Annotated in this window: 25 protein-coding genes; 9 read left to right on the forward strand and 16 right to left on the reverse strand. The window is 60.3% G+C overall.

Translation table 11 applies throughout. The features are described from left to right. The first annotated feature begins 23 nt into the window (after nt 1-23). On the forward strand, nt 24-620 hold the full coding sequence (pncA, locus tag ACRZ95_RS13360) for a bifunctional nicotinamidase/pyrazinamidase (RefSeq protein ID WP_170679479.1): 597 nt from the start codon (nt 24-26) through the stop codon (nt 618-620). Here pncA and ACRZ95_RS13365 read toward each other — a convergent pair. Continuing rightward, nucleotides 617-982, reverse strand: coding sequence for a hypothetical protein (locus tag ACRZ95_RS13365; protein WP_425084840.1), 366 nt, complete (start codon nt 980-982; stop codon nt 617-619). The two genes, pncA and ACRZ95_RS13365, sit on opposite strands and share 4 nt — an antisense overlap. A 297-nt stretch (nt 983-1,279) precedes the next feature. Here ACRZ95_RS13365 and pncB point away from each other — a divergent pair, with 297 nt between their 5' ends. After that, the gene (gene pncB, locus ACRZ95_RS13370) at nt 1,280-2,572 is read left to right on the forward strand and encodes a nicotinate phosphoribosyltransferase (protein WP_170679482.1); all 1,293 of its coding nucleotides are present in this window, start codon (nt 1,280-1,282) and stop codon (nt 2,570-2,572) included. Nucleotides 2,573-2,667: 95 nt separating this feature from the next. Here the strand turns inward: pncB and ACRZ95_RS13375 are convergent, their stop codons facing one another. Genes ACRZ95_RS13375 through ACRZ95_RS13390 form a run of 4 tightly spaced genes read right to left on the reverse strand, consistent with a single transcriptional unit; the run spans nt 2,668 to nt 7,511 of the window. After that, nucleotides 2,668-4,119 (reverse strand): aldehyde dehydrogenase family protein, encoded by a 1,452-nt coding sequence (locus ACRZ95_RS13375; protein WP_170679484.1) that lies wholly within the window; start codon nt 4,117-4,119, stop codon nt 2,668-2,670. 22 nt (nt 4,120-4,141) lie between these two features. Next, complete coding sequence (locus tag ACRZ95_RS13380) at nt 4,142-5,755, reverse strand: dipeptide ABC transporter ATP-binding protein (RefSeq protein ID WP_170679486.1); 1,614 nt, start codon at nt 5,753-5,755, stop codon at nt 4,142-4,144. Then, nucleotides 5,752-6,567: an ABC transporter permease gene (locus ACRZ95_RS13385; protein WP_170679488.1), complete on the reverse strand. Its 816-nt coding sequence runs from the start codon at nt 6,565-6,567 to the stop codon at nt 5,752-5,754. The genes ACRZ95_RS13380 and ACRZ95_RS13385 overlap by 4 nt, the downstream gene beginning before the upstream one ends. Beyond that, nucleotides 6,564-7,511, reverse strand: coding sequence for an ABC transporter permease (locus tag ACRZ95_RS13390; RefSeq protein WP_170679490.1), 948 nt, complete (start codon nt 7,509-7,511; stop codon nt 6,564-6,566). The genes ACRZ95_RS13385 and ACRZ95_RS13390 overlap by 4 nt, the downstream gene beginning before the upstream one ends. Nucleotides 7,512-7,616: 105 nt before the next feature. Here ACRZ95_RS13390 and ACRZ95_RS13395 point away from each other — a divergent pair, with 105 nt between their 5' ends. Then, a complete protein-coding gene (locus ACRZ95_RS13395; RefSeq protein ID WP_170379470.1) occupies nt 7,617-7,943 on the forward strand; it encodes an SH3 domain-containing protein in 327 nt (108 codons plus the stop codon). Nucleotides 7,944-7,952: 9 nt separating this feature from the next. Here ACRZ95_RS13395 and ACRZ95_RS13400 read toward each other — a convergent pair whose 3' ends face one another. Then, a complete protein-coding gene (locus tag ACRZ95_RS13400; RefSeq protein WP_170679492.1) occupies nt 7,953-9,440 on the reverse strand; it encodes an ABC transporter substrate-binding protein in 1,488 nt (495 codons plus the stop codon). A 170-nt stretch (nt 9,441-9,610) separates the two neighbouring features. Here ACRZ95_RS13400 and panB point away from each other — a divergent pair, with 170 nt between their 5' ends. The 3 genes from panB to glpK all read left to right on the forward strand — a co-directional run bounded on the left by panB (nt 9,611) and on the right by glpK (nt 12,846). Further along, nucleotides 9,611-10,447 carry a 3-methyl-2-oxobutanoate hydroxymethyltransferase gene (panB, locus tag ACRZ95_RS13405; RefSeq protein WP_170679494.1) on the forward strand — a complete coding sequence of 279 codons (837 nt, stop codon included), beginning with the start codon at nt 9,611-9,613 and terminating at the stop codon, nt 10,445-10,447. After that, entirely contained in the window at nt 10,444-11,295 is an 852-nt protein-coding gene (gene panC, locus ACRZ95_RS13410) for a pantoate--beta-alanine ligase (protein ID WP_170679496.1), read from the forward strand. Before panB ends, panC begins: the two co-directional genes overlap by 4 nt. Before the next feature lie 72 nt (nt 11,296-11,367). Continuing rightward, entirely contained in the window at nt 11,368-12,846 is a 1,479-nt protein-coding gene (gene glpK, locus ACRZ95_RS13415) for a glycerol kinase GlpK (RefSeq protein WP_170679498.1), read from the forward strand. Nucleotides 12,847-12,909: 63 nt separating this feature from the next. Here glpK and smpB read toward each other — a convergent pair whose 3' ends face one another. The 10 genes from smpB to ACRZ95_RS13465 form a co-directional block, all read right to left on the reverse strand. Then, nucleotides 12,910-13,386 carry an SsrA-binding protein SmpB gene (smpB, locus tag ACRZ95_RS13420; RefSeq protein ID WP_170379480.1) on the reverse strand — a complete coding sequence of 159 codons (477 nt, stop codon included), beginning with the start codon at nt 13,384-13,386 and terminating at the stop codon, nt 12,910-12,912. A gap of 47 nt (nt 13,387-13,433) precedes the next feature. After that, nucleotides 13,434-13,976, reverse strand: a complete 543-nt coding sequence (gene idi / locus ACRZ95_RS13425) for an isopentenyl-diphosphate Delta-isomerase (RefSeq protein WP_170459547.1) — start codon at nt 13,974-13,976, stop codon at nt 13,434-13,436. 204 nt (nt 13,977-14,180) lie between these two features. Beyond that, nucleotides 14,181-14,594 carry a cytochrome c family protein gene (locus ACRZ95_RS13430; protein WP_170679500.1) on the reverse strand — a complete coding sequence of 138 codons (414 nt, stop codon included), beginning with the start codon at nt 14,592-14,594 and terminating at the stop codon, nt 14,181-14,183. A 109-nt stretch (nt 14,595-14,703) separates the two neighbouring features. Beyond that, nucleotides 14,704-15,717, reverse strand: coding sequence for a P1 family peptidase (locus tag ACRZ95_RS13435; protein WP_170679502.1), 1,014 nt, complete (start codon nt 15,715-15,717; stop codon nt 14,704-14,706). An 81-nt stretch (nt 15,718-15,798) separates the two neighbouring features. Then, entirely contained in the window at nt 15,799-16,545 is a 747-nt protein-coding gene (locus tag ACRZ95_RS13440) for an SDR family oxidoreductase (RefSeq protein WP_170679504.1), read from the reverse strand. Nucleotides 16,546-16,605: 60 nt separating this feature from the next. After that, nucleotides 16,606-17,025 (reverse strand): alternative ribosome rescue aminoacyl-tRNA hydrolase ArfB, encoded by a 420-nt coding sequence (gene arfB / locus ACRZ95_RS13445; protein WP_170679506.1) that lies wholly within the window; start codon nt 17,023-17,025, stop codon nt 16,606-16,608. 264 nt (nt 17,026-17,289) lie between these two features. Next, a complete protein-coding gene (locus ACRZ95_RS13450) occupies nt 17,290-17,937 on the reverse strand; it encodes a queuosine precursor transporter (RefSeq protein WP_170379493.1) in 648 nt (215 codons plus the stop codon). 91 nt (nt 17,938-18,028) lie between these two features. Beyond that, complete coding sequence (locus ACRZ95_RS13455; RefSeq protein WP_170679508.1) at nt 18,029-18,913, reverse strand: esterase-like activity of phytase family protein; 885 nt, start codon at nt 18,911-18,913, stop codon at nt 18,029-18,031. After that, nucleotides 18,886-19,749 (reverse strand): penicillin-insensitive murein endopeptidase, encoded by an 864-nt coding sequence (gene mepA / locus ACRZ95_RS13460; protein WP_170679510.1) that lies wholly within the window; start codon nt 19,747-19,749, stop codon nt 18,886-18,888. The genes ACRZ95_RS13455 and mepA overlap by 28 nt, the downstream gene beginning before the upstream one ends. Further along, nucleotides 19,746-21,113, reverse strand: a complete 1,368-nt coding sequence (locus ACRZ95_RS13465; protein WP_170679512.1) for an MFS transporter — start codon at nt 21,111-21,113, stop codon at nt 19,746-19,748. The genes mepA and ACRZ95_RS13465 overlap by 4 nt, the downstream gene beginning before the upstream one ends. A 129-nt stretch (nt 21,114-21,242) precedes the next feature. Between ACRZ95_RS13465 and ACRZ95_RS13470 the strand changes: the two genes are divergently transcribed. The 3 genes from ACRZ95_RS13470 to yaaA all read left to right on the forward strand — a co-directional run bounded on the left by ACRZ95_RS13470 (nt 21,243) and on the right by yaaA (nt 24,452). After that, nucleotides 21,243-21,530 (forward strand): YggT family protein, encoded by a 288-nt coding sequence (locus ACRZ95_RS13470; protein WP_170472916.1) that lies wholly within the window; start codon nt 21,243-21,245, stop codon nt 21,528-21,530. Nucleotides 21,531-21,608: 78 nt separating this feature from the next. After that, nucleotides 21,609-23,648, forward strand: coding sequence for a DNA helicase RecQ (gene recQ, locus ACRZ95_RS13475; protein WP_170679514.1), 2,040 nt, complete (start codon nt 21,609-21,611; stop codon nt 23,646-23,648). A 33-nt stretch (nt 23,649-23,681) separates the two neighbouring features. Next, nucleotides 23,682-24,452 (forward strand): peroxide stress protein YaaA, encoded by a 771-nt coding sequence (yaaA, locus tag ACRZ95_RS13480; protein WP_170679516.1) that lies wholly within the window; start codon nt 23,682-23,684, stop codon nt 24,450-24,452. Nucleotides 24,453-24,468: the final 16 nt, after the last annotated feature.

Below are 24,468 nucleotides of genomic sequence, written 5' to 3' on the forward strand. Positions count from 1 at the left end.
GATAGACAAAAGGAGAGATTGCCATGACCCATGCCCTGCTTGTCATCGACGTCCAGAACGATTTCTGCCCCGGCGGAGCGTTGGCCGTGGCCGGAGGGGACGAGATCGTTGCCCCGATCAATGCCATGATGGACAGGTTCGATGCCGTCATCCTGACGCAGGACTGGCATCCGGCGGGGCATTCCTCATTCGCCAGTTCGCATCCGGGCAAGGCCCCCTTTGAAATGACTGAGATGCCCTATGGCCCACAGGTTCTGTGGCCCGACCATTGCGTGCAGGGCACCGATGGCGCGGGTTTTCACCCAGATTTGCGCACGGATGGCGACCTGATCATCCGCAAAGGGTTCCGAAGCGCCATAGACAGCTATTCGGCGTTTTTCGAGAATGATCAGGCGACGCCGACCGGGTTGAAAGGGTATCTGGACACGCGCGGCATTTCGCAACTGACCCTCGTGGGGCTCGCGACCGATTTCTGTGTTCACTATTCGGCCGTTGATGCCGCGAAGCTGGGCTTTGACGTCACCGTCATGCAAAGCGCCTGCCGTGCGATTGACATGGAGGGTTCACTGGCTGCGGCGCAACAGGCTATGCAGGCAGCCGGGGTTACTCTGGCCGACTAAGGCGCTGCACCCGTTTCTGCGAGATACTTAAACACCGCGAATAGAATCACCGCAACTCCAAGACCAACACCAATCCGCCCCTTTGCCGTCCTGCGTTTGGGCATGTCAGGCTGTGGCACCGGAGGGCGCTGAACGGGAACAACCCGGACAAGCCCATCAACTGCCTCGGCGCGGCGAATGTGGCCGAGGAATTGCCGCAGATCGAACTCACCACAATATTCGCCCCGCACACCGCGGGTTTTGATGTTGTCGAATAGAGTGCGCAGTATCCGGGTTCGGTCGGGCAGGTCTTCGGTTGGAAACTTGTCCGGCACGATGCCACTGACATGGGAGTCGAGATCGAACCCCGCGTCCTGGAACATCATACGAATCCCTGGGGAAGCCCCTCGCAACGCGTCAGAGGTCTTCACATCTCTGAACCGCGCAAAGACCTGAGCCGGAACATCCCCTTCCGCCGGTCTTACAACCATATCAAAATCGTACAGCAAACTCATTAACAACCATCAGTTTTGTCTTTCCATCCCACCCCATCACTAATTGGTGAAAACACCGGACAATAAGCCCGCATTGTGACGCCAAACGGGCATTGTCACCGAATCAGCGACTCTTGCCATTCACCGTGCTGATTGATCTAACAACGGAAATTGCAGGAGTTCCCCATGGTCGACATCGCGACCCGTGTCTACAATCACAAATGGAAGATCGACCCGATTGTGCGGTCTTTGATCGACACGGATTTCTACAAACTGCTGATGTGCCAGTCAGTGTTTCGCAACAAGCCCCAAACAGATGTCGCGTTTTCCCTGATCAACCGCTCGAATCACGTGCCACTGGCCCGTTTAATTGACGAAGGTGAACTGCGGGAACAGCTGGATCACATCCGTTCGCTCAGCCTCAGCCGGGGGGAAAGCACCTGGCTGCGGGGCAATATGTTCTACGGCAAACGGCAGATGTTCCGCTCTGATTTCATGGAGTGGTTCGAGAATATGCGCCTGCCGCCCTACCATCTGGAGCGTAAAGGCGACCAATACGAACTGACCTTCGAGGGCAAATGGCATGAGGTCATGCTGTGGGAAATCCCGGCGCTCGCGGTGCTGATGGAGCTACGCTCGCGCGCGGTGCTGAACCACATGCGTCGGTTCGAACTTCAGGTGCTCTATGCCCGTGCGATGACGCGTGTGTGGGAAAAGATCGAACAGCTGGGTTCCATAGACGGGCTTGGGATCGCGGATTTTGGCACGCGGCGGCGGCATTCCTTCCTTTGGCAAGATTGGTGCGTTCAGGCCATGATCGAGGGGCTGGGCAAATCCTTCACCGGCACCTCGAACTGCCTGATCGCGATGCGGCGCGAGGTTGAGGCCATCGGCACCAACGCGCATGAACTGCCCATGGTCTATTCCGCCCTCGCCGATACGGATGAGGCGCTGGCGCAGGCCCCCTATGACGTCCTCAGCGACTGGCATGACGAACATGAGGGCAATCTGCGCATCATATTGCCTGACACCTATGGCACCAAAGGGTTTCTGGATCACGCCCCGGACTGGCTGGCCGGATGGACAGGCATCCGCATCGACAGCGGCGATCCCGCAGCAGGTGCCGAGGTCGCGATCGACTGGTGGACGTCACGTGGCGAGGATCCTAAGCAGAAGCGGATCATCTTTTCGGACGGGCTGGACGTCGACAAGATCAAGGAGCTGCACAGCCAGTTCGCAGGGCGCACCAATATCTCCTTCGGCTGGGGCACATTGCTGACCAACGATTTCCGCGGACTTGTGCCGGATGACGCGTTGGCGCCGTTCTCGCTGGTGTGCAAGGCGGTGTCTGCCAATGGGCGCCCGACGGTCAAACTGTCGGACAACCCGGAAAAGGCCATGGGACCTGCCGAGGAAATCGAGCGCTACAAGCGGGTGTTCGGCGTTGGTGCGCAGAAACCGATCGAGGTGATCGTTTAGATCGCTTTGCGTTTTAACCGAGAGAAAGCCATCGAAATGCGCGTTCGACCGCAGGGAGACGCAGCGCATTTCGATTCAAATTAAACGCAAACGCTCTAGCCGTGCAGGGCGGCCACCGTCTTGAGTTGCGAAAAGCCATAGAGAGCCTCGAACCCTTTTTCGCGACCGTGGCCGGATTTCCCGACCCCTCCGAACGGTAGCTCTACGCCTCCGCCTGCGCCGTAGTTGTTGATGAACACCTGCCCCGAACGCAGGCGCTTGGCCAATCGCATCTGCCGCGCCCCGTCACGCGTCCAGATGCTGGCGACCAATCCATAGTCGGTGCTATTGGCTATGGTTAGAGCCTGTTCTTCGGTCTCAAACGGGATCAAGACCTGCACTGGGCCAAAGATCTCTTCCCGGGCCAGAGCGTGATCTGCTGGCACATCGGCGAAGAGGGTCGGGCGCACATAGGCCCCCGCTTCTGGTGCCTCCGGAACGATCTGCCCCTGGCCTGCAATCGCCAAATCCGCGCCTTTGGACAAAAACCCGGAAACAATTGCCTTCTGCCGATCCGAGATCAGCGGCCCTACTCGCAGGTCGTCTAACGCAGGCCCGACGGTCAGTTGCGCGTAGGCCTCGGCCATCTGCTCCTTGACCCGCTCATACAAACCGCGCTGCACTAGAATGCGCGACGATGCCGAACAGGTTTGCCCCGCGTTCTGAATGCCCGCATTGACCAGAAACGGCAGGGCCGCCTCCAGATCGGCGTCTTCGAACACCAATTGCGGGGACTTCCCGCCCAGTTCCAGTGTCACGGGAACGACATTGCGCCCTGCCGCCTGCTGCACCAAAGCGCCCGTCGCGACCGACCCGGTGAACGAGATATGATCGACCCCCGGATGCCCGGACAGCGCCGCGCCAGCCTCGGCCCCCAAACCGGGGACGACATTCAGCGCCCCGGTGGGTAAACCGGCCTCAACCGCCAGATGGGCGAAGGCGAGGGCGGTCAGGCAGGCCTCTTCTGCGGGTTTCAGAACGCATGCATTGCCCATGGCCAGCGCCGCCCCGACCGAGCGCCCAATGATCTGCATCGGGTAATTCCACGGCACGATATGTCCCGTGACCCCATGCGGCTCGCGCAGGGTGTAGACGGTGTATCCGTCTAGATAGGGGATAGTCTCACCCATCACCTTATCCGCCGCACCTCCGTAGAATTCGCAATACCGCGCGAAAGCGATGGCATCGGCGCGGGCCTGGGTCAGCGGTTTGCCCACGTCCATCGCCTCAAGCCGGGCCAGTTCGTCCACCCGGTTCAGAACCAATTGCCCAAGTCTGCTCAGGATGCGCCCCCTCTCAAACGCGGGCATCCGGCCCCAGTCTCCATCCAACGCAAATCGCGCGGCAGCAACGGCCACGTCGATATCGGCCTGCTGACCACGTGCGATCTGGCAGAGTTCCGACCCGTCCGAAGGGTTCACAAGCGGCAAGTATTCCCCTGCTTCCGGTCTTTGCCATTCCCCGCCGATCAGGCATTGGCTGGGGTCGAACCAAATCGGGTTAGTCATTGGGAACTCCTGTATTTAGGCTCTAACATAGAGAATAACATGCGATTTTGCGGCCGATCTCGGGCAATTGCGGCGCGGCAGAGATCAGCTTGCGGGTATAGGGGTGACCGGGATTGGCAAAGACATCCTCAGTCTCGCCTTGTTCGACGATTTTCCCGGCCTGCATCACCATTACCCGATCCGTGATCGTACGCACGACGCTCAGATCGTGGCTGATGAACAGGTAGGTCAGATCATAGGCCGCGCACAGTTCCGCCAGAAGATCGAGGATCTGCGCCCTGACCGACACGTCGAGGGCCGAGACTGCCTCATCAAAAAGGATCAGTTCTGGGCGGATGATCAACGCGCGGGCAATGGCGATCCGTTGGCGCTGCCCGCCCGAGAATTCGTGGATGTATTTCCCGGCATCATCCGGGCTGAGGCCGACAGCGCGAAGCATCTCGGCGATCCTGTCCTGACGCTCGGACCCGGTCGGAGGGGTTTCCAGCAGGTGAAACGGCTCCGTGATCAACCGCGCGACGCGGTGGCGCGGATTGAAGCTGCCATAGGGGTCTTGAAACACGACCTGCATCTTGCGGCGCACGTCGAGATTTGGCTTGTGGCCCGAGAAAACGGGTACGCCATCTAGCTGGATTTCGCCGGATTGAACCTCCTCAAGGCCAAGAATAGCCCGCGTTAGGGTCGATTTTCCACATCCTGACTCTCCGACCAGACCCAGACGCTCTCCGCGGTTGAGGGTAAAGCTGACCGTGTCCACCGCCCGCATATGAGCGGGCTTTGAGAACAGGCCCGTGCGCGGCAGGCGGTAGTCACGGACCACGTCTGTGACCTCAAGCAAGGGCGTTTCCTCCTCAGTCTCGGGTAAAACAACCTGATGGTTCGAGGCGTCAAACAGCATCCGCGTATAGGGGTGCTGCATGTTCTTAAGCAGATGGTCGGTTGCGCCGCTCTCGACCACTTCGCCCCGGCGCATGACCACGATCTGATCCGCCATATCGGCCACCACGGCCAGATCATGGGTGATCATCAGAAGCCCCATGTCGTATTCGCGCACCAGCCCTTTCAGCAGGTCCAGAATCTGGGCCTGAGTGGTCACGTCCAGGGCTGTCGTGGGCTCATCCGCAATCAGCAGTTTGGGCCTGAGTGCGATCGCCATCGCTATGACCACGCGCTGACGCTGACCGCCCGACAGCTCATGCGGGTAGCGGGACAGAGGGAAACGGTTAGGAGGCAGGCCAACACGGCTGAGAACCTCTTGCGCGCGGGCCTCAGCTTGCGCGCGGGGCATCGCTTTGTGGATCAGGATGGTCTCCATAACCTGATCACCGATGGTTTTGACCGGGTTCAGAGCGGTCATCGGTTCCTGAAACACCATTCCGATCGACGCGCCGCGAAGGGCGCACATTTCAGTCTCAGGCAGGTTTAGAATCTCTTGCCCGTCCAGATGTATCGACCCGTCGGTGCTCGCGCCGTCTGGCATCAGTTGCATGATGGCCAGCGCAGTCATGGACTTGCCCGAGCCGCTCTCTCCCGTGACCGCCACGATCTGACCGGGCGCAATTGACAGACTGACTTGCTTCAGAATCTCAGCTTCATGAATGGCCAGAGACAGGTTTTCGATCCGCAACAAACTCATGCCCGCGCCACCCGAATGCGGGGGTCCAGCCAGTCGCGCAGACCGTCACCCAGCAAGTTCAGACCCAACACCGTCACAATGATTGCCAGACCCGGAATTAGAGCCAAATGCGGGGCAAAACTGACCATCGTCTGCGCATCGGCCAGCATCCGGCCCCAGCTTGGCGTGGGTGGTTGCGCGCCGAGACCGACATAGGACAAGCCCGCCTCGGCTAGGATTCCAAGGCTGAACTGGATGGTTCCCTGAACGATCAGCAGGTTTGCGACATTGGGCAGGATATGCTCCGCCGAGATCCGTGCAGCTCCCTTGCCCGAGACACGGGCGGCGAGGATGAACTCACGCTCCCACAAGGACAGCGCCGCCCCTCGCGTGATGCGGGCGAAGACGGGGATGTTGAAGATACCGATGGCGATGATCGCATTGATCGCTCCGGCACCAAAAACGGCTGTGATCAGGATGGCAATGACCAGAGAGGGGAAGGCAAAGACCAGATCATTACCGCGCATGATGACTTCATCCAGCCAAGATCCCTTGCGTGCGGCCGCTGTCAGGCCCAAGGGCACGCCCAACGCCATACCGATCCCCACCGCCACCAACGCAACGGCGATGGACGTGCGCGCGCCGACCATGATCATCGAGAAAATGTCGCGCCCGAAGTGATCGGTGCCGAACCAATGCTGCGCGTTGGGTGGCTGCAGTTTCGCGGGAATGTCCAGCGCGGCGTGGTCATAAGGCGTCCAGACAAACGAGATCAGCGCCGCCAGCAGAACCAGAGACGACAGCACTGCGCCAAGGATCAGGTTTCGGCTCATGTCCGGCTCCTCAGCCGTGGGTCAACGGCGGCATAGGCCAGATCGACCAGAAAGTTCACGGTGATGACGGCGAAGACCAGAAGCATCACCACGGATTCCACGACGATCAGATCACGGGCCGAGATCGCCTGAAACACCAAACGCCCGAGGCCGGGCAGATAGAAGACCTGCTCGATGATGATCGACCCAGCCAGCAGGAACGAAAACTGTAGCCCGATGATCGTCAGCACCGGGATCAGTGCATTGCGCACTCCGTGTCTCCACAGCGCCTGACGACGGGAAAGCCCCTTGGCTCGGGCGGTGCGCATGAAATCCTCGCCAAGTATGTCGAGCAGCGACGACCGCATCACCCGCGCCAGAATAGCCGCTTGTGGCAGTGCCAAAGCGATGGCAGGCAGGGTCAGAGAATGCATCCCGGTCCAGAACCCCTTGTCCCAACCGGCGAACCCTCCGGCGTTGAACCAGCGGAGGTTGATGGCGAAGATCAGCACCAGCATCATCGCGAACCAGAAGTTCGGCACGGCAATGCCCAGTTGCGTGGCCCCCATGACCGTCAGATCGCCCGGTTTCCCGCGCCGGGCGGCGGCGTAGATTCCCGCTGGAAAGGCAATCAGGGTGGACAGGGTCAGCGCATAGAGCGCCAGCGGTAAGGACACCCACAGCCGATCCGCGATCATCTGCGACACCGGCGTGCGATAGGTGTAGGAGGTACCAAAATCGCCGACCAGCATGCCACCAATCCAATTAAAGTACCGATCAAGTTTGGACATATCCAACCCCAACTCGGCCCTCAGAGCGGCCAGCGTATCGGGCTGCGCGTTGACGCCCAGCATGAATGAGGCTGGATCCCCCGGTGCGATCTCGATCACGGCGAAGATCACCACCGAGGCAACCGCCAGGCTGATCACTAGCGAAATCAGACGTTTGAGGGCATAGCGAAGCATCAGCGCCACGTTAGGCCGGGCCGCGCTTTGGGTCCAGCACCAGTTCCATTGTCGAGAATCAGTGCGGGCCCTATCCTGAGACCATTGTTTGAAAGGAAATTGATGATGAGAATACCTGTACTTGCGGCTTTGTTTTTAGCCGCAGCGGGCGCGGCGCCCGCTCAGCAACTGGATGTGGATTTCGTGATCACCGAAGACGGGCAAGCCGCAGGATGCGCGGCCAGTATCGTCTCGGGTCTGGATCCAAACGGTGATGGCTTTCTGGCTGTGCGCACGGGACCGGGGTCAAACTATTTCCAGGTCGACCAACTGCGCAACGGCGACACAGTCCGCACCTGTGCACAACAAGGGGAGTGGATCGGCGTCTACTATGGCCAGCCCCGTCGCAAGGGCTGGGTTCATAGCAATTGGCTGATTGATGGGGCGGGTTAGCCCCGAAGGTTACTCGGCCCAGCTGATCGCGGTCAGATCAATGGCGGCTGTTGGCGCATTCTGCCACAGCCCCTGAACGCCTGCTTTGGCCACGCCGAGCTTGGCCAATTGGAACAGGTAGCCGTTGACATAGTCGCTGGAGATCAGCCGCTGTGCCTCACCCATCAGGCGGGTGCGCTCATCCGGGTCGGTTGTGGTGTTCAGCAGATCCATCAGCGCCTGGAAATCCGAGCTTTCATACTGGAAATAGTAATCGGGCCGGGCGTAGATGCCGATATCCATCGGCTCGGTATGGCTGACGATAGTCAGACCGAAATCCTTGCCCTTGAAGACCGATTCCAACCACTGCGCCCATTCGACATTGATGATCTCGGCCTTGATCCCGACCTCGGCCAATTGAGCGGCGATGATCTCTCCACCTCGGCGCGCATAGGACGGGGGCGGCAAATGCAGGGTGGTTTCGAACCCGTCTGCCAAGCCGGCCTCGGCCAGCAGGGATTTAGCTTTTTCCGGGTCATAGGCAGATTGCCCGGTCAGATCGACATAGGCCGGGTGATGCGGCGCGAAATGGGTGCCAATGGGGGTGCCATAGCCGAACATGGCTCCGTCAATGATCGCCTGACGGTCAATCGCGTGGGCCAGTGCCTGCCGAACGAGGATATCGTCAAAGGGCTCCTGCTTGTTGTTCGTAGACAGGATCGTCTCCCCCTCGGTGGAGCCGACAAGCACCTGAAAGCGTGGATCGGCCTCGAACTGAGGCAGGTTCTCGGGCGCGGGGAAATTGTCGAACACATCCACATCCTCGGCCATCATGGCTGCAAAAGCGGCGGTCGGATCCGAGATGAACTTGAACGTAGCCGCCTCTAACGCGGGCTGATCGCCCCAATAATCGGGATTGCGGTTCAGCGTGATGCTGTCGCCCTGCACCCATTCGCCAAAGGTGAACGCCCCGGTTCCGACCGGGTTGGTCTTGATGTCGTCGATGCTGTCTGAGGCCACAATCACGGCGTCGCCCCAGGCCATGTTGAACAGGAAATTCCCGTTCGGCTCGGACAGGGTCACTTTGACGGTCAGGGGCTCCACCGCCTCGACACTTTCGATGCCAGAAAACAGCGCCTTCTGCGCATTCGCACTGTCCTCGGCCATGGCGCGATCCAGGCTGAACTTGACGTCCTCGGCATCCATCGTGGTGCCATCATGGAAGGTCACGCCATCGCGCAGCTTGAAGGTATAGACCGTGCCGTCATCTGAGATTTCCCAGCTTTCCGCCAGCCCCGGCACGACCGAGCCGTCGCCCATGAACCGGGTCAGACCTTCGAAAATATTGGTGTAAACAACCGAATCAATGGCCTGCGCTGCGGCACTGGTCGGGTCCAGATGCGGCGGCTCCAGCTGCATGGCAATGGTGATGTCGGATTTCGCCAATGCCTGCGTCGCCAGCACACTGGCGCTGAGCGCCAAGACCGATCCGAAGGTTCGAAACATCTGCTTTGTCATGAAAATCTCTCCCCGTTGATGTCAACGTAGCCGCGTATTTCGGGCCTATCGGAGGCCAGTGTTCCCTTAAACCTAGGGTCATTCAAGGAAATGTTCGCGCAACCGGGGTTTCGCGGGCCCGCTCCGATCTGTTATGCCGCGCTGCAACATGAACCGTGCCGGAGCCGAGCATGAGCGCCACAGCCCGCAAAAAAGCCCCGAACGCCGAGGATATCCGCGCGCGTAAAGGCGGCGATCCTTTGGTCAGTCTGACGGCCTACACCACACCGATGGCCCGACTGATGGACGCCCATTGCGACTTTGTCCTTGTTGGCGACAGCGTCGGAATGGTGCTGCACGGGTTGGAATCGACCCTTGGCGTAACGATGGAGATGATGATCCTGCACGGTCAGGCCGTCGCGCGCGGGCTGGAAGGCGCGATGATGGTGATCGACATGCCGTTTGGCAGTTACGAAGAAAGCCCCGCGCAAGCCTTCCGCAATGCCGCCCGCCTGATGGCGGAAACCGGTGCGGGTGCGGTCAAGCTGGAAGGCGGGGTCGAGATGGCCGAAACCATCCGATTTCTGGTCAAGCGCGGCATTCCCGTCATGGCCCATATCGGCCTGACGCCGCAATCCATCAACACTCTGGGCGGCTATAAGGTGCAAGGCAGGGACGAACAGGCCGAAGCGGTTCTGGCTGATGCCGCCGCCGTGGCACAGGCAGGTGCGTTTTCGGTCGTGTTAGAGAAGGTTCCGCAAGGTCTGGCCGACCGGATCACGGCTGAGGTGGAAATCCCGACCATCGGCATCGGAGCCTCGGCCGGCTGTGATGGACAGATTCTTGTGGTCGACGACATGGTTGGCTTTTTCACCGCGTTCAAACCGAAATTCGTCAAACGCTACGCCGAACTTGGCCCATTGGCCGAAGCCGCCATTGCCGAATACGCCGCCGAGGTGCGCGCCCGCACCTTCCCTGCGGATGAGCATGTGTTTGCGGATCAGGCCCCCAAGGGCGCCAGCACATGACCGCGCCTATTCTGCGCCGATTGGCGGACCTGCGGGCCTTGACCACGCGATGGCACCGTGACGGAGAGGTCATCGGCGTCGTCCCCACAATGGGCGCGCTGCATCAGGGGCATTTGTCACTGGTTGAGGCGGCCAAGGCCGGATGCGACCGCGTGATTGTCACAATCTTTGTGAACCCCAAACAGTTCAACAACCCCGAGGATCTGGCCAACTACCCGCGCACCGAGCATGAGGACGCCGAAAAGCTCTCCCCCTATGGTGTTGACGCGATCTATGTGCCGGACCCGGATCAGATTTATCCCGAGGGGTTCTCGACGACTGTAGCGGTCGCGGGCCTGACCGATGTGATGGAGGGGCCCTTCCGCCCCGGTCACTTCGAAGGCGTCGCCACCGTGGTCGCCAAACTGTTCCTGCAAACCCAGGCGGACCGAGCCTATTTCGGGGAAAAAGACTACCAACAGCTGTTGGTCGTGCGGCGCATGGCCCGTGACTTGGATATCCCGATCGAGGTCGTCGGCTGCCCCACCGTACGTGAGCCATCAGGCTTGGCGATGTCCTCACGCAACCTGCGCCTCTCAGCCGAAGGTCTGCAGATCGCGGCGCAGAAGAACCAGATCATGCGCGAAATGGCAGAGGCGCTGTCACAGGGCGCGGATTTCGCGCCGCTTGCGCAAGCTGCACGGGACACCCTGGTTGAGGCGGGCTTCACCGAGGTCGAATATATCGACCTGCGCTGCTCTGAGACGCTGCAGGCCCTTTCCCGCGCAGACCGCCCGGCCCGCCTGTTCGTCACCGCCTGGGCGGATGGCGTTCGGCTGATCGACAATATACCGGTCGCTGCAGCCTGATTTCTGCTCTGGCCCCTGCGCGAGTGTTTGCGCTAAAGTCCCGCAAAACACCACCGGGGGAGGAACGCGGGCATGACATATATTCTGGCTATTGATCAGGGCACGACATCATCGCGCGCCATTTTGTTTGACGCTCAGATGCAGCGCGTGGGCACGGCGCAGCAGGAATTTCCCCAGCATTTCCCGCAGGAAGGCTGGGTTGAACATGATGTCGAGGATATCTGGAACAGCGTTCTGAGCGTTTGTCAGGAGGTGATGGAAACCACGGGCACAACGCCTGCGCAAATCGCCGGGATCGGCATCACCAACCAGCGTGAAACCACCGTTGTTTGGGACAAGTCCACCGGCAAGGCGATCCACAATGCCATTGTCTGGCAAGACCGCCGCACCGCCGATATATGCGCCCGCTACAAACAAGCCGGGTGCGAGGATGACGTGACCCTGCAAACCGGGCTGCTTTTGGACCCGTATTTCTCGGGCACCAAGGTCAAATGGCTGTTGGATACCGTTCCCGGCGCCCGCGAAAAGGCCGAAGCCGGAGAGTTGCTGTTCGGCACCATCGACAGTTTCCTGATCTGGCGGCTGACCGAAGGGCGTAAGCACGTCACCGATGCCACCAACGCCGCCCGGACCCTGTTGTTCGACATCCACAAAGGCGCATGGAGCGTTGAGATCTGCGATCTGCTGGACGTCCCGATGGCGATGCTGCCAGAGGTGCTGGATTGCGCCGCTGATTTCGGCGCGACAAAGCTGCTTGGCGGCAATGTCCCTATTCTGGGCGTGGCCGGGGACCAGCAGGCCGCCACTATCGGACAGGCTTGCTTCCAGCCCGGCATGATGAAATCGACCTATGGGACTGGCTGCTTTGCCCTGTTGAACACCGGCACGCAGCCGGTTGCCTCGAAGAACCGTCTACTCACCACGATCGGGTATCAGCTGGATGGGCAACGGACCTATGCGCTAGAAGGCTCGATCTTTATTGCCGGGGCCGCCGTGCAGTGGCTGCGCGACGCGCTACAGATCATCGACTCGGCCCCGCAGAGCGGCGATCTGGCCAAGCAGGCCGATCCGAACCAGCACGTGGTGCTGGTGCCCGCCTTCACCGGGCTGGGCGCGCCCTACTGGAAGCCGGATTGCCGTGGCGCAGTGTTCGGGCTGACCCGCAACTCGGGCCGGGCCGAAATCACCCGTGCCACACTGGAAAGCATCGCTTTCCAGACCCGAGACCTGTGGCACGCCATGCAGGGCGACTGGGGGGCCGAGGCAGAGGTGATCCTGCGCGTCGATGGCGGGATGAGCGCATCTGACTGGGCCATGCAGGGACTCTCGAACATTCTGGGCGCGCCAGTGGATCGGCCCGTGATGCAGGAAACAACCGCCTTGGGCGCGGCCTGGCTGGCGGGCATGAAGGCTGAAGTCTACCCTGATCAGGATGGTTTCGCCGAGACATGGCAGTTGGATCAAAGATTCGAGCCTGACATGCCGCAAGAGGATCGCGACGCCGCCTATTCCCGTTGGAAACGCGCCGTTCAGGCGGCCATGGCGTTCTGATCGGTCTCCAAACACCAAGTAGGCCGGGCTTCAGCCCGGCACCGCCCTCAACAGCGTTTCAATTTAGCTGTGATCTTTCATCAGCCGCTGCTTCTGCCGCGACCAATCCCGCTTGGCCTGAGTTTCGCGCTTGTCATGCAGCTTTTTACCCTTGGCGATCCCGATCTTCAGCTTCGCCCGGCCCTTGTGGTTGAAATACAGCACCAACGGCACCAGCGTCATGCCCTTGCGCTGGGTTGCATTCCAAAGGTTTGACAGCTCTTTGCGCGACACCAGCAGCTTGCGGCGGCGGCGCTCTTCATGCTTGAACACCTTGGCTTGCTCATAGGGGGCAATGTAGCTGTTGATCAGCCATAGCTCACCGTCGTCGACCGAGGCATAGCTTTCGGCGATGTTCGATCCGCCCGCCCGCAGGGATTTGACCTCAGAGCCCTCCAGCATGATGCCGCACTCGATATCCTCTTCGATTGCGTAATCGAAGCGGGCGCGCCGGTTCTCGGCGATGACTTTGTAATTCGGGTCTGTCTTCTGCTTGGCCATGACGCGATGATGTAGGCGGCTTGGGCGGTCCTTGCAAGGCGCAGCGCTTACCTCTTGGCCGAGATGATCAGATCTGGGCCAAAAATCGTGTCGGCATGGTTGGCGAGGTAGATCTTGAGCCACGGCGTAAAACGGGTGGGATGGCGGCGCACTTCGGCCAGCAGATCATGGTAGTCGATCCAGCGGATATCCATCACTTCGTCCGGGTTAGGCTCGATTTTCAACGGTCCACGGACATGGGCGAGGAAGACGTCAACGACCTCATGTTCCACCATGCTGTTGCCAACATCAGCGTGATATTCCAGCCGGTGGCGGTATTCCGGGTAAAGGCCGGTGATCCCTAATTCCTCACGCAGGCGACGCACAGCGCAGGCTGAGGCGCTTTCGTTCCAGTCGGGATGCGTGCAGCAGGTATTCGCCCAAAGACCCGGCGTGTGATATTTGCCCATGGCGCGACGCTGCAGCAGAATTTCGGTGCCCCGCACGACAAAGACAGACACGGCCTTGTGCTTGAGGCCCTTTTCATGCGCCTCCAGCTTGTCGACGGGGGTCAATTGGCCATCAACCCAGGCCGGAATCATCAATCCCATCTGTCATCTCCTGATGCCGATCCGCCGGAACAGCGGGAATTTGGGGTTATGTAGTGGCCAGATCGGCGTGGCGGTTCGGTGTCATAAGGCTGAGCACAGGCACCGCATGGAACGAAAGTGGCAATGATTGGTCAGGTTATCAATCGCACGAAAGGCCGCAGGTGTGCGGCCTTTCGTCATGTCCAACAGGATTTTCGGCCGATTTTACTGGCCAGAGACGCTCACGATGTAGGCATAGACATCCTCGCCGCCTTTTTTCAGACGGAACGACATCTTGGATTTGGCCGAGGTCTCGCCCAGGTAATCCTTCAGGAACGCTTTAGGGTCCTGCGAATAAGCGACGAAACTCTCTTCGTCCCAAACCAGCCCGTTTTCACCGGCAGCAACGATGCTGTCACCGTATTTGAATCCCTCATAGGTGCCCGCAGTCCGACCCGCGATGCCATAGAGGTTCGGCCCGGTCTTGCCGCCCTTGACGATCACTTCGCCCTCTGGGTCTGCGATCATGTGGCAGGATTTGCACTTGTTAAAGGCTTTCTTGCCTGCTTCGGCGTCGCCTTCCGCATAGGCTGGCAGGGCCAGCAGGCCGATGATTGCTGTAGCTAGGATGCGATTCATATTTTGGCTCCGATACTTGGTGGCTTGCGCAGATGGTGCTTTTGAACGGCCCAGAGTCAACGCGCAGATTGCCGCGCATACGCGCCTATAGGCGCTTGTACAGGCGTTTCTAATCTGTCGCGTTTAGAGTCGACCAGCAAGGTAGCAAATCGTCGTAGACAGGTGTCGCAAGATAAACCGCCCGCGCGATCGCCCGCGCCAGACAGAGAGAGGCCGCATGGCCGATCTGCCCAAGCTCGACCTCCGAGGTCATGGGCTTTGCCCCGGTGCTGACGCCAAACACCAGATCGCCATCGCCCGGCGTATGCGCGGGAACGATTGCGCGCGCGATCCCATCATGGGCGGCGACCGCCAGTCTCTGACATTGAGGTTTGGAGAGGGCCGCGTCGGTGGCAACGATTGCTATCGTCGTGTTGGCCCTCTGCGGGTCGGCACGCATGGCCTGCGACTTACGGCTGATTTGCGGTTGGCCCAGTCCGGCGCTGGGATCAGGCCCTAAACCGCCAAATTCATCGCCAATCTCGAACGGGGCGGCCCAGAAGTGGCGATCACCCGGCGTTGTCACACTACCCAGCGGGTTCGCTGCCACCAAAGCGCCAACGGTCACTCCGTTGTCCAAAACGAATGAGGTCGAGCCCAGCCCGCCTTTGTGCATCGCCGCCAAGGCTCCGGTCCCTGCCCCAGTTGTGCCCAAGGTGAAGTCCTCGCTGGCGGTTTCGAAAGCCTTGCGTCCCAAAGCGCGGTAAGGGTTTTCGTCCCACGACTTGTCACCGCCGTTCAACAGGTCGAACAAGATAGCGCCGGGGACAATTGGGACCCGGATGTCCCCAACGGGAAACCCCCGGCCTTGTGCCCGTAGCGCGTCCGAGACGCCCGAGCAGGCATCCAAACCAAAGGCCGATCCGCCGGACAAAGCGATGGCATCGACATGGGTGACGGATTTGTCGGGGGCCAGCAGGTCGGTTTCGCGCGTACCGGGGGCTCCGCCCATCACGTGAACCGAGGCAGTGAATGGTGCATCGGCAGTCAGAACGGTTGTGCCGGACTTCAGCGCTGTGTCCTGTGCGTTGCCGACCATAAGGCCGGGGACATCGGTGATCAGGTTTCGGAGTCCGGGGGTCATTTTCACCTTTTGTGTTGGGCCGAAAGCGCGCTGGCGCGCGCTGCCTCCGGCGGAGGTATTTTTGGCCAGATGAAGAGCGGATCAGATGCAGCGGCCACCGTCGACCTCAAGCGCTGTGCCGGTGATCATGCTGGCCTCGTCCGAGCAGAGGAACAGGGCCGCGTTGGCCATGTCCTGTGGGGTTGAAAAGCGGCCAAGAGGGATGGTCGAGAGGAACTTGGTGCGAATCTCGGGCGTGTCTTCGCCCATGAAGGATTTCAGCAGCGGCGTTTCCCCGGCAACCGGGCAGATGGCGTTGACCCGCACGCCGGAGGGGGCCAGCTCGACCGCCATGGTTTTCGTCGCGGTGATCATCCAGCCCTTGGAGGCGTTGTACCAGTTCAGATTGGGGCGCGGCGACAGCCCGGCAGTTGAGGCGACGTTGAGGATCGCCCCGGCGCCGCGCGCTTTCATCGCCGGGACAAAGGCGCGGGCGGTCAGGTAGACGGACTTCATGTTCACGTTGAATACGCGGTCAAAATCCTCTTCGCTCACGTCTTCCAGCGGGGTGGGCATGTGGGTGACGCCCGCGTTGTTGACCAGAATATCGAGCTGCCCAAAGGTGGCCTCGACCGCGTCGGCCATCGCCTGAACCGACGCGCCGTCGCTGACATCCACCCGCTGCGCTATGGCGGCGGAGCTCAGTTGGGCCGCCAGGTCCTGCGCCGCGTCGCCGTTGATGTCAGCGATCATCACGCGCGCGCCCTCGGCCAGAAACGTCTGTACGATCCCGGCCCCGAATCCAGATGCGCCGCCGGTTACGATTGCCGTTTTCCCCTCCAGCCTCATGGCGTTACCCTCCTGCCGTTTTTGCGGGTCAGAGTATCAACAGGTCGGCAAGATACCAGATCAATCTTCAGATACTTTGCCGCGCAGCGCCTTTACGTCGCCACGGGCCTTTTTCGCGGCGAGACGGCGTTTGGCCGAGCCGTAGGTGGGCTTGGTGGCAATCCGCCGCTTGGGTTTGACCAGCGCTCGGGCGATCAGCTCTGCCAATCGGTTGCGCGCAATTTCGCGGTTGCGGGCCTGAGAGCGGGTTTCTTCGCATTGAATGATGATCGCGCCATCCTTGGTCCAGCGCCGCCCGGCCAGACGTTTCAAGCGGTTCTTCACCGGATCCGGCAGGGATGGAGAGCGCGCGGCCTCAAACCGAAGCTCGACAGCGGTCGAAACCTTGTTGACGTTCTGCCCACCGGGACCGGAGGAGCGGACAAAGCTCTCGGTCATTTCCCAATCCTGCAGAATGATATCGTCTGTGATGCGCAACATGGGTCAGACCTTACAAGGCGCGGGAGGAAACAGAAAGGGCCGCCCCGGTGGGACGGCCCTTCGAAAGTACAAGGAGGTCGGGTCGGTTAGATCAATCGACCAGCCGGAGCGAGCGCTCCGCCAAGGGCTGCCCTAGCAGGCTTTCCCCCCGGTTGTTCCAACACCTCTCTCCAATCTCTTTCTTGACACTGGATCACCTCCTTTTCTATCTGTTGCGGTTAGTTTTGAGCCTGACACAAGATGCGCCATTCTCAAAGCACTTTTTTACGCAGGCTGTGCGGCGGTCAGACGGGCGACGATCACCTTGAACGGGATCAGGGCAATCAGGGCCAGTGACAGCTTCACCAGCCAGTCCGCAAAGGCCAGCGTGACCCACAGCGGAGCCATCGGGCCGGACAGCATGAACGGCACAGGCTCCCATGCCCAGTTGATTGCTGCGTCAGCGTTGGCGCCGAAGAAAGTGACCGAGGCCGAGAAGGCCAGTGTAAAGAAGATCGCAGTGTCCAGCGCCGATCCGACCAGAGTCGAAACCAACGGCGCTCGCCACCAGCGGCCACCACGCATGGCGTTGAACACAGTGACATCGGTCAGCTGCGCGATCAGGAAGGCGGTGCCCGAGGCAACAGCGATCCGCAGCGGTACGGCGGCATAGGTGAAACCATCGCCCTGCAGCATGATCTGGCTACCGATCAGCGAGCAGATGATACCGGTGACAAACCCGGCGAACACGACCTTGCGGGCCGGACCCACGCCATAGACGCGGTTCATGATGTCAGTGACCAGGAAGGCCAGCGGATAGGTGAAAGCACCCCAGGTCAGCAGACCGTCGAGGATCAGGAACTGAACCAGAATGTTCGAGGCCACAACAATGGCGGCCATGGCAAGGATGCCGGGAATATAAGAGCGTTGCATTTTCAGATGCCCGTTTTGACAAGGTAGCGGCGACTTGGCCAAGGGCTCATCCCAAGGCAAGCCGTGCGTTTAGACCCTTGGTCTGGTCCTGTCAATCGGGCAGGAGGTATTCCACCAGCTCAGTCCGCTGTAGCGCCAGAAAGTTATCGTCCGAGATCATCGTGGCGCGCAGGCGGTTCTGATCGTCGCGCCAGACCGACAGACCTTCGAGGTTGTCATATGTGCCGGTTTCGGTTTCCAGCAGAACCTCCTCGGCGCGAGGTGTGTCATTTGAGACGTCCCATCGGCGCAGTCGGGTCCGAAATCCGATGAATGCGACCGAGCGCTCCAACACATAGAAGCGCCCATCCGGGCCGAAATCAGCGGCAACGGGCAGGAAGCGACCCCGCTGTGGCAGGGTAAAAGGGGTCGTCCAGGTGGCCCCGTCCCAGCGAAAAACCGGTATATCGCCGCTCGCCGTGCGGGTTTTCTCCGGCAGGGTATAGAGGAGCCCTTGCCTGTCAATCGCCAGCCCTTCGAATGAGCCGTTGCGATCCAGCGCGCTGAAGGCTTGAGGGCGCGGCAGAACCTGCGCGTTGGCCTCCGGAGAGCTATAATAGGCCACGCGATGAACACCTTCGAAGGACACGAAAAAGCCGCCACCTGGCGCAAGGGCGATTCCTTCGGAATCCCCCGCCCGGCCGCTCAGCTTACGCCCCATGCTGGACAGAAGCGGCCCGCGGTTTTGCACTTCGACACCCGATATCGCATCTCCATCACGGGTGATCCGGGCCGTGGCCAAGGTCGCACGGTCGCTCAGAATCGCAGCGTAGGATCCATCTTCGCTCAGGTGAATGGCTGAGAAACCCCCGAACCAATCACTTGCCTCAACCCATGTATAGCTGCCCAGATATGTGGCGCTTTTGACCTCAACCGCTGCGACCTGACCGGCCCACAAAGCAGCGGCAATCAGTTGGATGACAAAACGGTAGCGCATTGCTGGGGCAGATCGGCCAAAACATATTCGCGACGTTTCTTGGGCGCAGGTGCGTTCGGATCGGGTGGCGGAGGGTTGAGGATATTGTTGACCCATTCCTGCGCTTGTGCGCAGCCATCACCCTTTGGCGGCGGGTCCTGATTGACGCAGCCTTTAGACCCGCGCGGGCATTTCAGGCGCACATGGAAGTGGTAGTGATGCCCCCACCAAGGCCTGATCTTACGCAGATAAGCCCGGTTACCCTTCTCTTCCTTGCACATCTGAACTTTGGCACCGGGGAACACGAAAATCCGCGCGACGCGCTTGTCCTTTGCGGCTGCACGCAGCACAGCATGGTGCTGTTTGGTCCAGTTGCCGTTCACGAATGCTCCGTTCGCGCGACGCAGGGAAATGGACGAGATATTCTCACGCGCGTTACGCGACAGCCGCATGTTGTCTCCGGGCAGCATCCAGATATCGATATCCAGCCCCAACTGGTGCGAGCGATGGCCCGAGGTCATCGGCCCGCCCCGCGGCTGGCTGATATCCCCGACATAGAGACCATTCCAGCCCGGCTGCTTGGCCGCAAACCGGCTGAGGTCCTGCACGTAATCGATCGCCTCGGGATGACCCCAGTTGCGATTGCGCGACAGGCGCATGGCCTGCCATGTGGGCCCGGTTTCAGGCAGTTGCACCGATCCGGCGGCGCATCCGCGCGAATAACTGCCGAAAGCGGCCGGTTTTTGTTGTGAGCTTTGCTTTTGCGCCCCGAACAATTGCTTGGCCAGAGGCTGCGCCCCCGCCGTGCCTGCCCATGTGATCGTGGCTAATAGTGCCAAAAAACGTAGTAAAATCATCTGCTCTGATCCCCTTCCGGCTTTACCCAGCGCATCAGGAATAGACCCAGAATAAACAACAGAATGATTGGTGACACCCCTAGTCTTGCACTACCGGTCACAGTCGTTGCCACCCCGATCAGCAACGGCGCGGCAAAGGCAGTCGCACGGCCGGACAAGCCATAAAGGCCGAAGCTTTCAACCGGAGCTTCGGGATCGGTATGGCGCACCATCATTGAGCGGCTGGCGGATTGCAGAACCCCGCCCATCCCGCCGATCAGGATGCCACAGCCGAAAAACACCATGTCGGGCAGTCCGGACCCTTCAGGTAGCGCTACGCCATAGATCTGCGTCCGGTCCATCGAAACGACGGTGACGCAGACAAAGATCAGCACCCAGATTGCAACCAGAATGACAGGTTTAGGGCCGTATTTCCGATCCAACTTGCCACCGATCCACGCAAAAATGGCGGAGGCCAGAACGCTGACAATCCCGAAGACACCGATCTTGATCAGATCCCACTCCAGAACCAGCCGCGCATAGACCCCGCCAAAGCTATAAAGCCCGTTCAACGCGTCGCGGTAAAACATCGACGACCCGAGATAGGTCGCCAGACTGACCCGGTGCCGTAGGTTCGAGATTGAGTGCCCCAGCAGGCGTAGCGCCTCGGCGAAACTGCCGGTTTTCTCGGCTTTCGGGTCATCACGTACCCACAGGAAATAGGGCACCATGAACAAAACGAACCACGCGGCGGTGAAAGGTCCAACAAAGCGCGTACCCTCACGAGTGGCGGCATCAAGTCCCAGCGCAGGCTCCATCCCGATCAATGTCTTACCGCTGGGTTGTTCGACAAACAGCGCCAGCATGATCGCCAGAGAAATCAGCCCACCAAAATACCCGAAGGCAAAACCCGAGCCCGAGATCTCACCCACCTGACTATCATCGCCCAGATCAGGCAGCTGCGAGTTGATAAAGATCAGCGCATACTCTGCCCCGACAAAGCCCAGCCCGAAGGCCGACAGCATCAGCCACATGTTTGAACCGTCGGGCATCGTGTACCAAAGTGCGGCGGACCCCACCACATACATCACCGAAAACGCAAAAATCCACGGTATGCGGCGACCCGAAACATCTGCCATTGCCCCAAGCAGAGGCGCGCCGAAAGCGATGATCAGCCCGGTGATGGTCAGGCAATTGGCCCAGACCGTCTGCGCCCGTGCGGCGGCGGCTTGCGGGTCCAGCCCGGCATCGGTGAAATACCCTGCGGCGACTCCGGCGAAATAGGGGCCGAAAACAAAAGTGACCAGCAGCGTATGATAAGGCTGCGATGCCCAATCAAAAAACCACCAGCCCCAGATGCGCTTGCGATTGGAAATCTCTGCCATGACTGCCCCAGTTATTCTTTTGTCCAATAAGACGGGTGTTTGGCCCATTTCGCAAGCTTTCAGTTGGCGCAGGCTTGCTCTTTGCGGCGTGTGTGCTTAGGTCTTTTTCGGTGAAAGAACGGAGTACCCATGCTGTCGCTGATCCAAATCCTGCTGCTGATCCTGGACATTGTCTGGTTCATCATCCTCGCCCACGTGATCATGAGCTGGCTGATCAATTTCCAGGTGCTTAACCTGCACCAACAGCTGGTCGCGCAGATCTGGTACGGCCTGAACCGCATACTCGAACCGATCTACGGCCCCATCCGACGCATCCTGCCGAATATGGGCGGGCTGGATCTGACCCCTCTGGTCGTGCTGATCGGGGTCTATGCGGCGCGGATCATCCTGATCAACAATGCGGGCTATTTCGTCTGACCTCTTGTTCACCGAATCTTAGTGTGTGATTGTCCTTTCTTAAGAGCAGATAAACCTTAAAACAGGGCAACCCCGCACATGTTCGACGCCGCACCCCTGCTGCGAGATGTCTTTGGATTCGACGACTTCCGCCCCGGTCAGGAAGAGATCGTCGATGCCGTGACTGCAGGCGAAAACGTGCTGGCGATCATGCCAACGGGCGGCGGCAAATCCCTGTGTTTTCAATTACCTGCACTGCTGCGCGACGGTGTGACGGTGGTGATCTCTCCGCTGATCGCTTTGATGCGCGATCAGGTCCGAGGCTTGCAGGAGGCAGGGGTTGAAGCCGGGGCGCTGACCTCGGGCAACACGCCTGAGGAAACCGATGCAGTATGGGAGGCGCTCGAAGCCGGGCGGCTCAAGCTGCTTTACATGGCGCCCGAGCGTCTGGCGGCCGGGTCTGCACTGGGCATGTTGCGTCGGATCAATGTCAGCCTGATCGCTGTGGATGAGGCGCATTGCGTCAGCCAGTGGGGACACGATTTCCGCCCCGACTACCTGCGGATCGGAGAGTTGCGGCGCGCCCTGAACGTGCCTCTGGCCGCGTTCACCGCCACGGCGGATGCCGAAACGCAGGACGAGATCGTCGAGAAACTGTTCGACGGTGGCACCCCTCGCAAGTTCCTGCGCGGCTTTGATCGGCCCAACATCCATCTGGCATTTGCCGCCAAGGATGGTCCGCGCAAACAGATCCTCGACTTCGCCGCTGCGCGCAAAACCCAATCCGGCATCGTCTATTGCGGCACCCGAAACAAGACCGAGGTGCTGGCCAAGGCTCTGCGCGACGAAGGACATTCAGCCTGTCACTATCATGGCGGTATGGACCCCGAGGACCGGCGCATTGTCGAAACGCGTTTTGCGCGCGAGGACGGGCTGATCGTCGTCGCCACCGTCGCCTTCGGGATGGGCATAGACAAACCCGATATCCGCTGGGTCGCCCATGCTGACCTGCCCAAATCCATCGAGGCCTACTACCAAGAGATCGGCCGCGCCGGGCGCGACGGCGGCCCGGCTGAAACCCTGACCCTGTATGGTCCCGATGACATTCGCTTGCGTCGGTCGCAGGTAGATGAAGGCCTCGCCCCACCAGAACGGCGCATGGCCGATCATGCACGCCTGAACGCACTGCTAGGTCTTGCCGAAGCGCTGGTGTGCCGTCGTCAGACTCTGCTGGGCTATTTCGGAGAAACAACCGAACCCTGCGGAAAGTGCGATCTGTGCGACACTCCACCCGAGGTTTTTGATGGCACAACTCCCGTCCGTATGGCGCTGTCGGCGATCCTGCGGACCGAGGAATGGTTTGGCAGTGGCCATCTGATCGACATCCTTCTGGCCAATGAAACCGACAAGATCCGCGCGCGCCGCCATGATACGCTTTCGACCTGGGGTATCGGCAAAGACTGGTCGCGCCCGCAATGGCAGGCGATCTTTCGGCAGATGATGGGCCATGATCTGGTCCGCCCCGACCCCGAACGCCACGGTGCCCTGCGCATGACCGAGGCCGCCAAACCGATCCTGAAGGGTGAGGCGCAGATCAACCTACGCAAGGATACGATCCGCAAAGCCGCGCGCCGCCCGGCGGTCAAGGAGATGGTTGCCGAGGAAGACGCTCCGCTGCTCTCTGCCCTCAAGGCCAAGCGCCGCGCTTTGGCCGAAGCCGCGCGCGTGCCTGCCTATGTCATCTTCCCCGACCGCACCCTGATCGAAATGGCCGAGAAACGCCCGCAAACACTGGACGGCATGGCCCGGATCGGAGGGGTCGGGGCCAAAAAGCTTGAACGCTATGGCGACACCTTCCTTGAGGTCATCGCCGGGGCCGTCGAAGCGGTCCACCCTGTGCGGCGCAAGCTGGCCGGGCGCGAGCAGGGCGAAATCTATGATCGCCTGCTTGAGGTGCAGTCACAATTGTCCCGCGGGCCAGATGGGATCGACAAGCCGCTCAGCTGCACGGCCTCGCAACTGGCGAAGGTGGCGCAGATGCGGCCCGATGACTCACGCGGGATCGAACAAGTGTTGGGCGATCGTCGTCACGAAAGGTTTGGGGCGGCCTTTCTGGACGTGCTGCGGCAAGAGGGCTAAATACGCCCTATCAGGCAAGGAACGAGGGCGGATATGCTGGTAGTGATTTCCCCGGCCAAGCGGCTGGACTGGGCAGAACGGGATGTTGAGGCCACGCAGCCCGACTTTCAGGACGATGCGATCCGTCTGTCCAAGACCGCGCGCAACCTGACACTGGGCGACCTCAAGAAACTGATGGACCTCAGCGATGATCTGGCCCGGCTGAACCGGGACCGCTATCGCGCTTTCGCCGACGCACCCGAGCTTGAGGCCACCCGCCCCGCCGCACTGGCCTTTGCCGGTGACACCTATCAGGGGCTGGAAGCGGCCTCACTGGACGCTGATGAGATGGCATGGGCGCAGGACCACCTGCGAATCTTGTCCGGCCTTTACGGCGTACTGCGCCCTCTGGACGCGATTCAGCCCTATCGGTTGGAAATGGGCAGTAAGCTGAAAACTCGGCGCGGCAAGAACCTTTATGAATATTGGCGCGATCAACTCAGCAAAGCACTGAATGCGCAAGGGGCTGAGGTTGGCAGCGAGGTCCTGATTAACTGCGCCAGTCAGGAATATTTCGGGGCAGTCGATCTGAAAGCGCTGAACCTGAAGGTCATCACTCCGGTCTTCATGGAAGACAAAGCTGGTACGCCGAAAATCGTCAGCTTTTTCGCCAAAAAAGCGCGCGGTGCGATGGCGCGGTATATCATTCAACATCGCCTGACCGATCCGGCCGGTTTGCTGGATTTTGACAGTGGCGGCTATAAATACCGGCCCGATCTATCGGAGGACGACAAGCCCGTTTTCGTGCGCCCTTACACCGCGTAGAGGGCAGGAAGCGAGG

The organism is Ruegeria sp. AI3 (assembly GCF_056541245.1).

Excerpts from the sequence above, each read along its gene's own strand:
- pncA (WP_170679479.1), top strand. The coding sequence starts at position 24 with ATGACCCATGCCCTGCTTGTCATCGACGTCCAGAACGATTTCTGCCCC.
- ACRZ95_RS13365 (WP_425084840.1), bottom strand. The coding sequence starts at position 982 with ATGTTCCAGGACGCGGGGTTCGATCTCGACTCCCATGTCAGTGGCATC.
- pncB (WP_170679482.1), top strand. The coding sequence starts at position 1,280 with ATGGTCGACATCGCGACCCGTGTCTACAATCACAAATGGAAGATCGAC.
- ACRZ95_RS13375 (WP_170679484.1), bottom strand. The coding sequence starts at position 4,119 with ATGACTAACCCGATTTGGTTCGACCCCAGCCAATGCCTGATCGGCGGG.
- ACRZ95_RS13380 (WP_170679486.1), bottom strand. The coding sequence starts at position 5,755 with ATGAGTTTGTTGCGGATCGAAAACCTGTCTCTGGCCATTCATGAAGCT.
- ACRZ95_RS13385 (WP_170679488.1), bottom strand. The coding sequence starts at position 6,567 with ATGAGCCGAAACCTGATCCTTGGCGCAGTGCTGTCGTCTCTGGTTCTG.
- ACRZ95_RS13390 (WP_170679490.1), bottom strand. The coding sequence starts at position 7,511 with ATGCTTCGCTATGCCCTCAAACGTCTGATTTCGCTAGTGATCAGCCTG.
- ACRZ95_RS13395 (WP_170379470.1), top strand. The coding sequence starts at position 7,617 with ATGAGAATACCTGTACTTGCGGCTTTGTTTTTAGCCGCAGCGGGCGCG.
- ACRZ95_RS13400 (WP_170679492.1), bottom strand. The coding sequence starts at position 9,440 with ATGACAAAGCAGATGTTTCGAACCTTCGGATCGGTCTTGGCGCTCAGC.
- panB (WP_170679494.1), top strand. The coding sequence starts at position 9,611 with ATGAGCGCCACAGCCCGCAAAAAAGCCCCGAACGCCGAGGATATCCGC.
- panC (WP_170679496.1), top strand. The coding sequence starts at position 10,444 with ATGACCGCGCCTATTCTGCGCCGATTGGCGGACCTGCGGGCCTTGACC.
- glpK (WP_170679498.1), top strand. The coding sequence starts at position 11,368 with ATGACATATATTCTGGCTATTGATCAGGGCACGACATCATCGCGCGCC.
- smpB (WP_170379480.1), bottom strand. The coding sequence starts at position 13,386 with ATGGCCAAGCAGAAGACAGACCCGAATTACAAAGTCATCGCCGAGAAC.
- idi (WP_170459547.1), bottom strand. The coding sequence starts at position 13,976 with ATGGGATTGATGATTCCGGCCTGGGTTGATGGCCAATTGACCCCCGTC.
- ACRZ95_RS13430 (WP_170679500.1), bottom strand. The coding sequence starts at position 14,594 with ATGAATCGCATCCTAGCTACAGCAATCATCGGCCTGCTGGCCCTGCCA.
- ACRZ95_RS13435 (WP_170679502.1), bottom strand. The coding sequence starts at position 15,717 with ATGACCCCCGGACTCCGAAACCTGATCACCGATGTCCCCGGCCTTATG.
- ACRZ95_RS13440 (WP_170679504.1), bottom strand. The coding sequence starts at position 16,545 with ATGAGGCTGGAGGGGAAAACGGCAATCGTAACCGGCGGCGCATCTGGA.
- arfB (WP_170679506.1), bottom strand. The coding sequence starts at position 17,025 with ATGTTGCGCATCACAGACGATATCATTCTGCAGGATTGGGAAATGACC.
- ACRZ95_RS13450 (WP_170379493.1), bottom strand. The coding sequence starts at position 17,937 with ATGCAACGCTCTTATATTCCCGGCATCCTTGCCATGGCCGCCATTGTT.
- ACRZ95_RS13455 (WP_170679508.1), bottom strand. The coding sequence starts at position 18,913 with ATGCGCTACCGTTTTGTCATCCAACTGATTGCCGCTGCTTTGTGGGCC.
- mepA (WP_170679510.1), bottom strand. The coding sequence starts at position 19,749 with ATGATTTTACTACGTTTTTTGGCACTATTAGCCACGATCACATGGGCA.
- ACRZ95_RS13465 (WP_170679512.1), bottom strand. The coding sequence starts at position 21,113 with ATGGCAGAGATTTCCAATCGCAAGCGCATCTGGGGCTGGTGGTTTTTT.
- ACRZ95_RS13470 (WP_170472916.1), top strand. The coding sequence starts at position 21,243 with ATGCTGTCGCTGATCCAAATCCTGCTGCTGATCCTGGACATTGTCTGG.
- recQ (WP_170679514.1), top strand. The coding sequence starts at position 21,609 with ATGTTCGACGCCGCACCCCTGCTGCGAGATGTCTTTGGATTCGACGAC.
- yaaA (WP_170679516.1), top strand. The coding sequence starts at position 23,682 with ATGCTGGTAGTGATTTCCCCGGCCAAGCGGCTGGACTGGGCAGAACGG.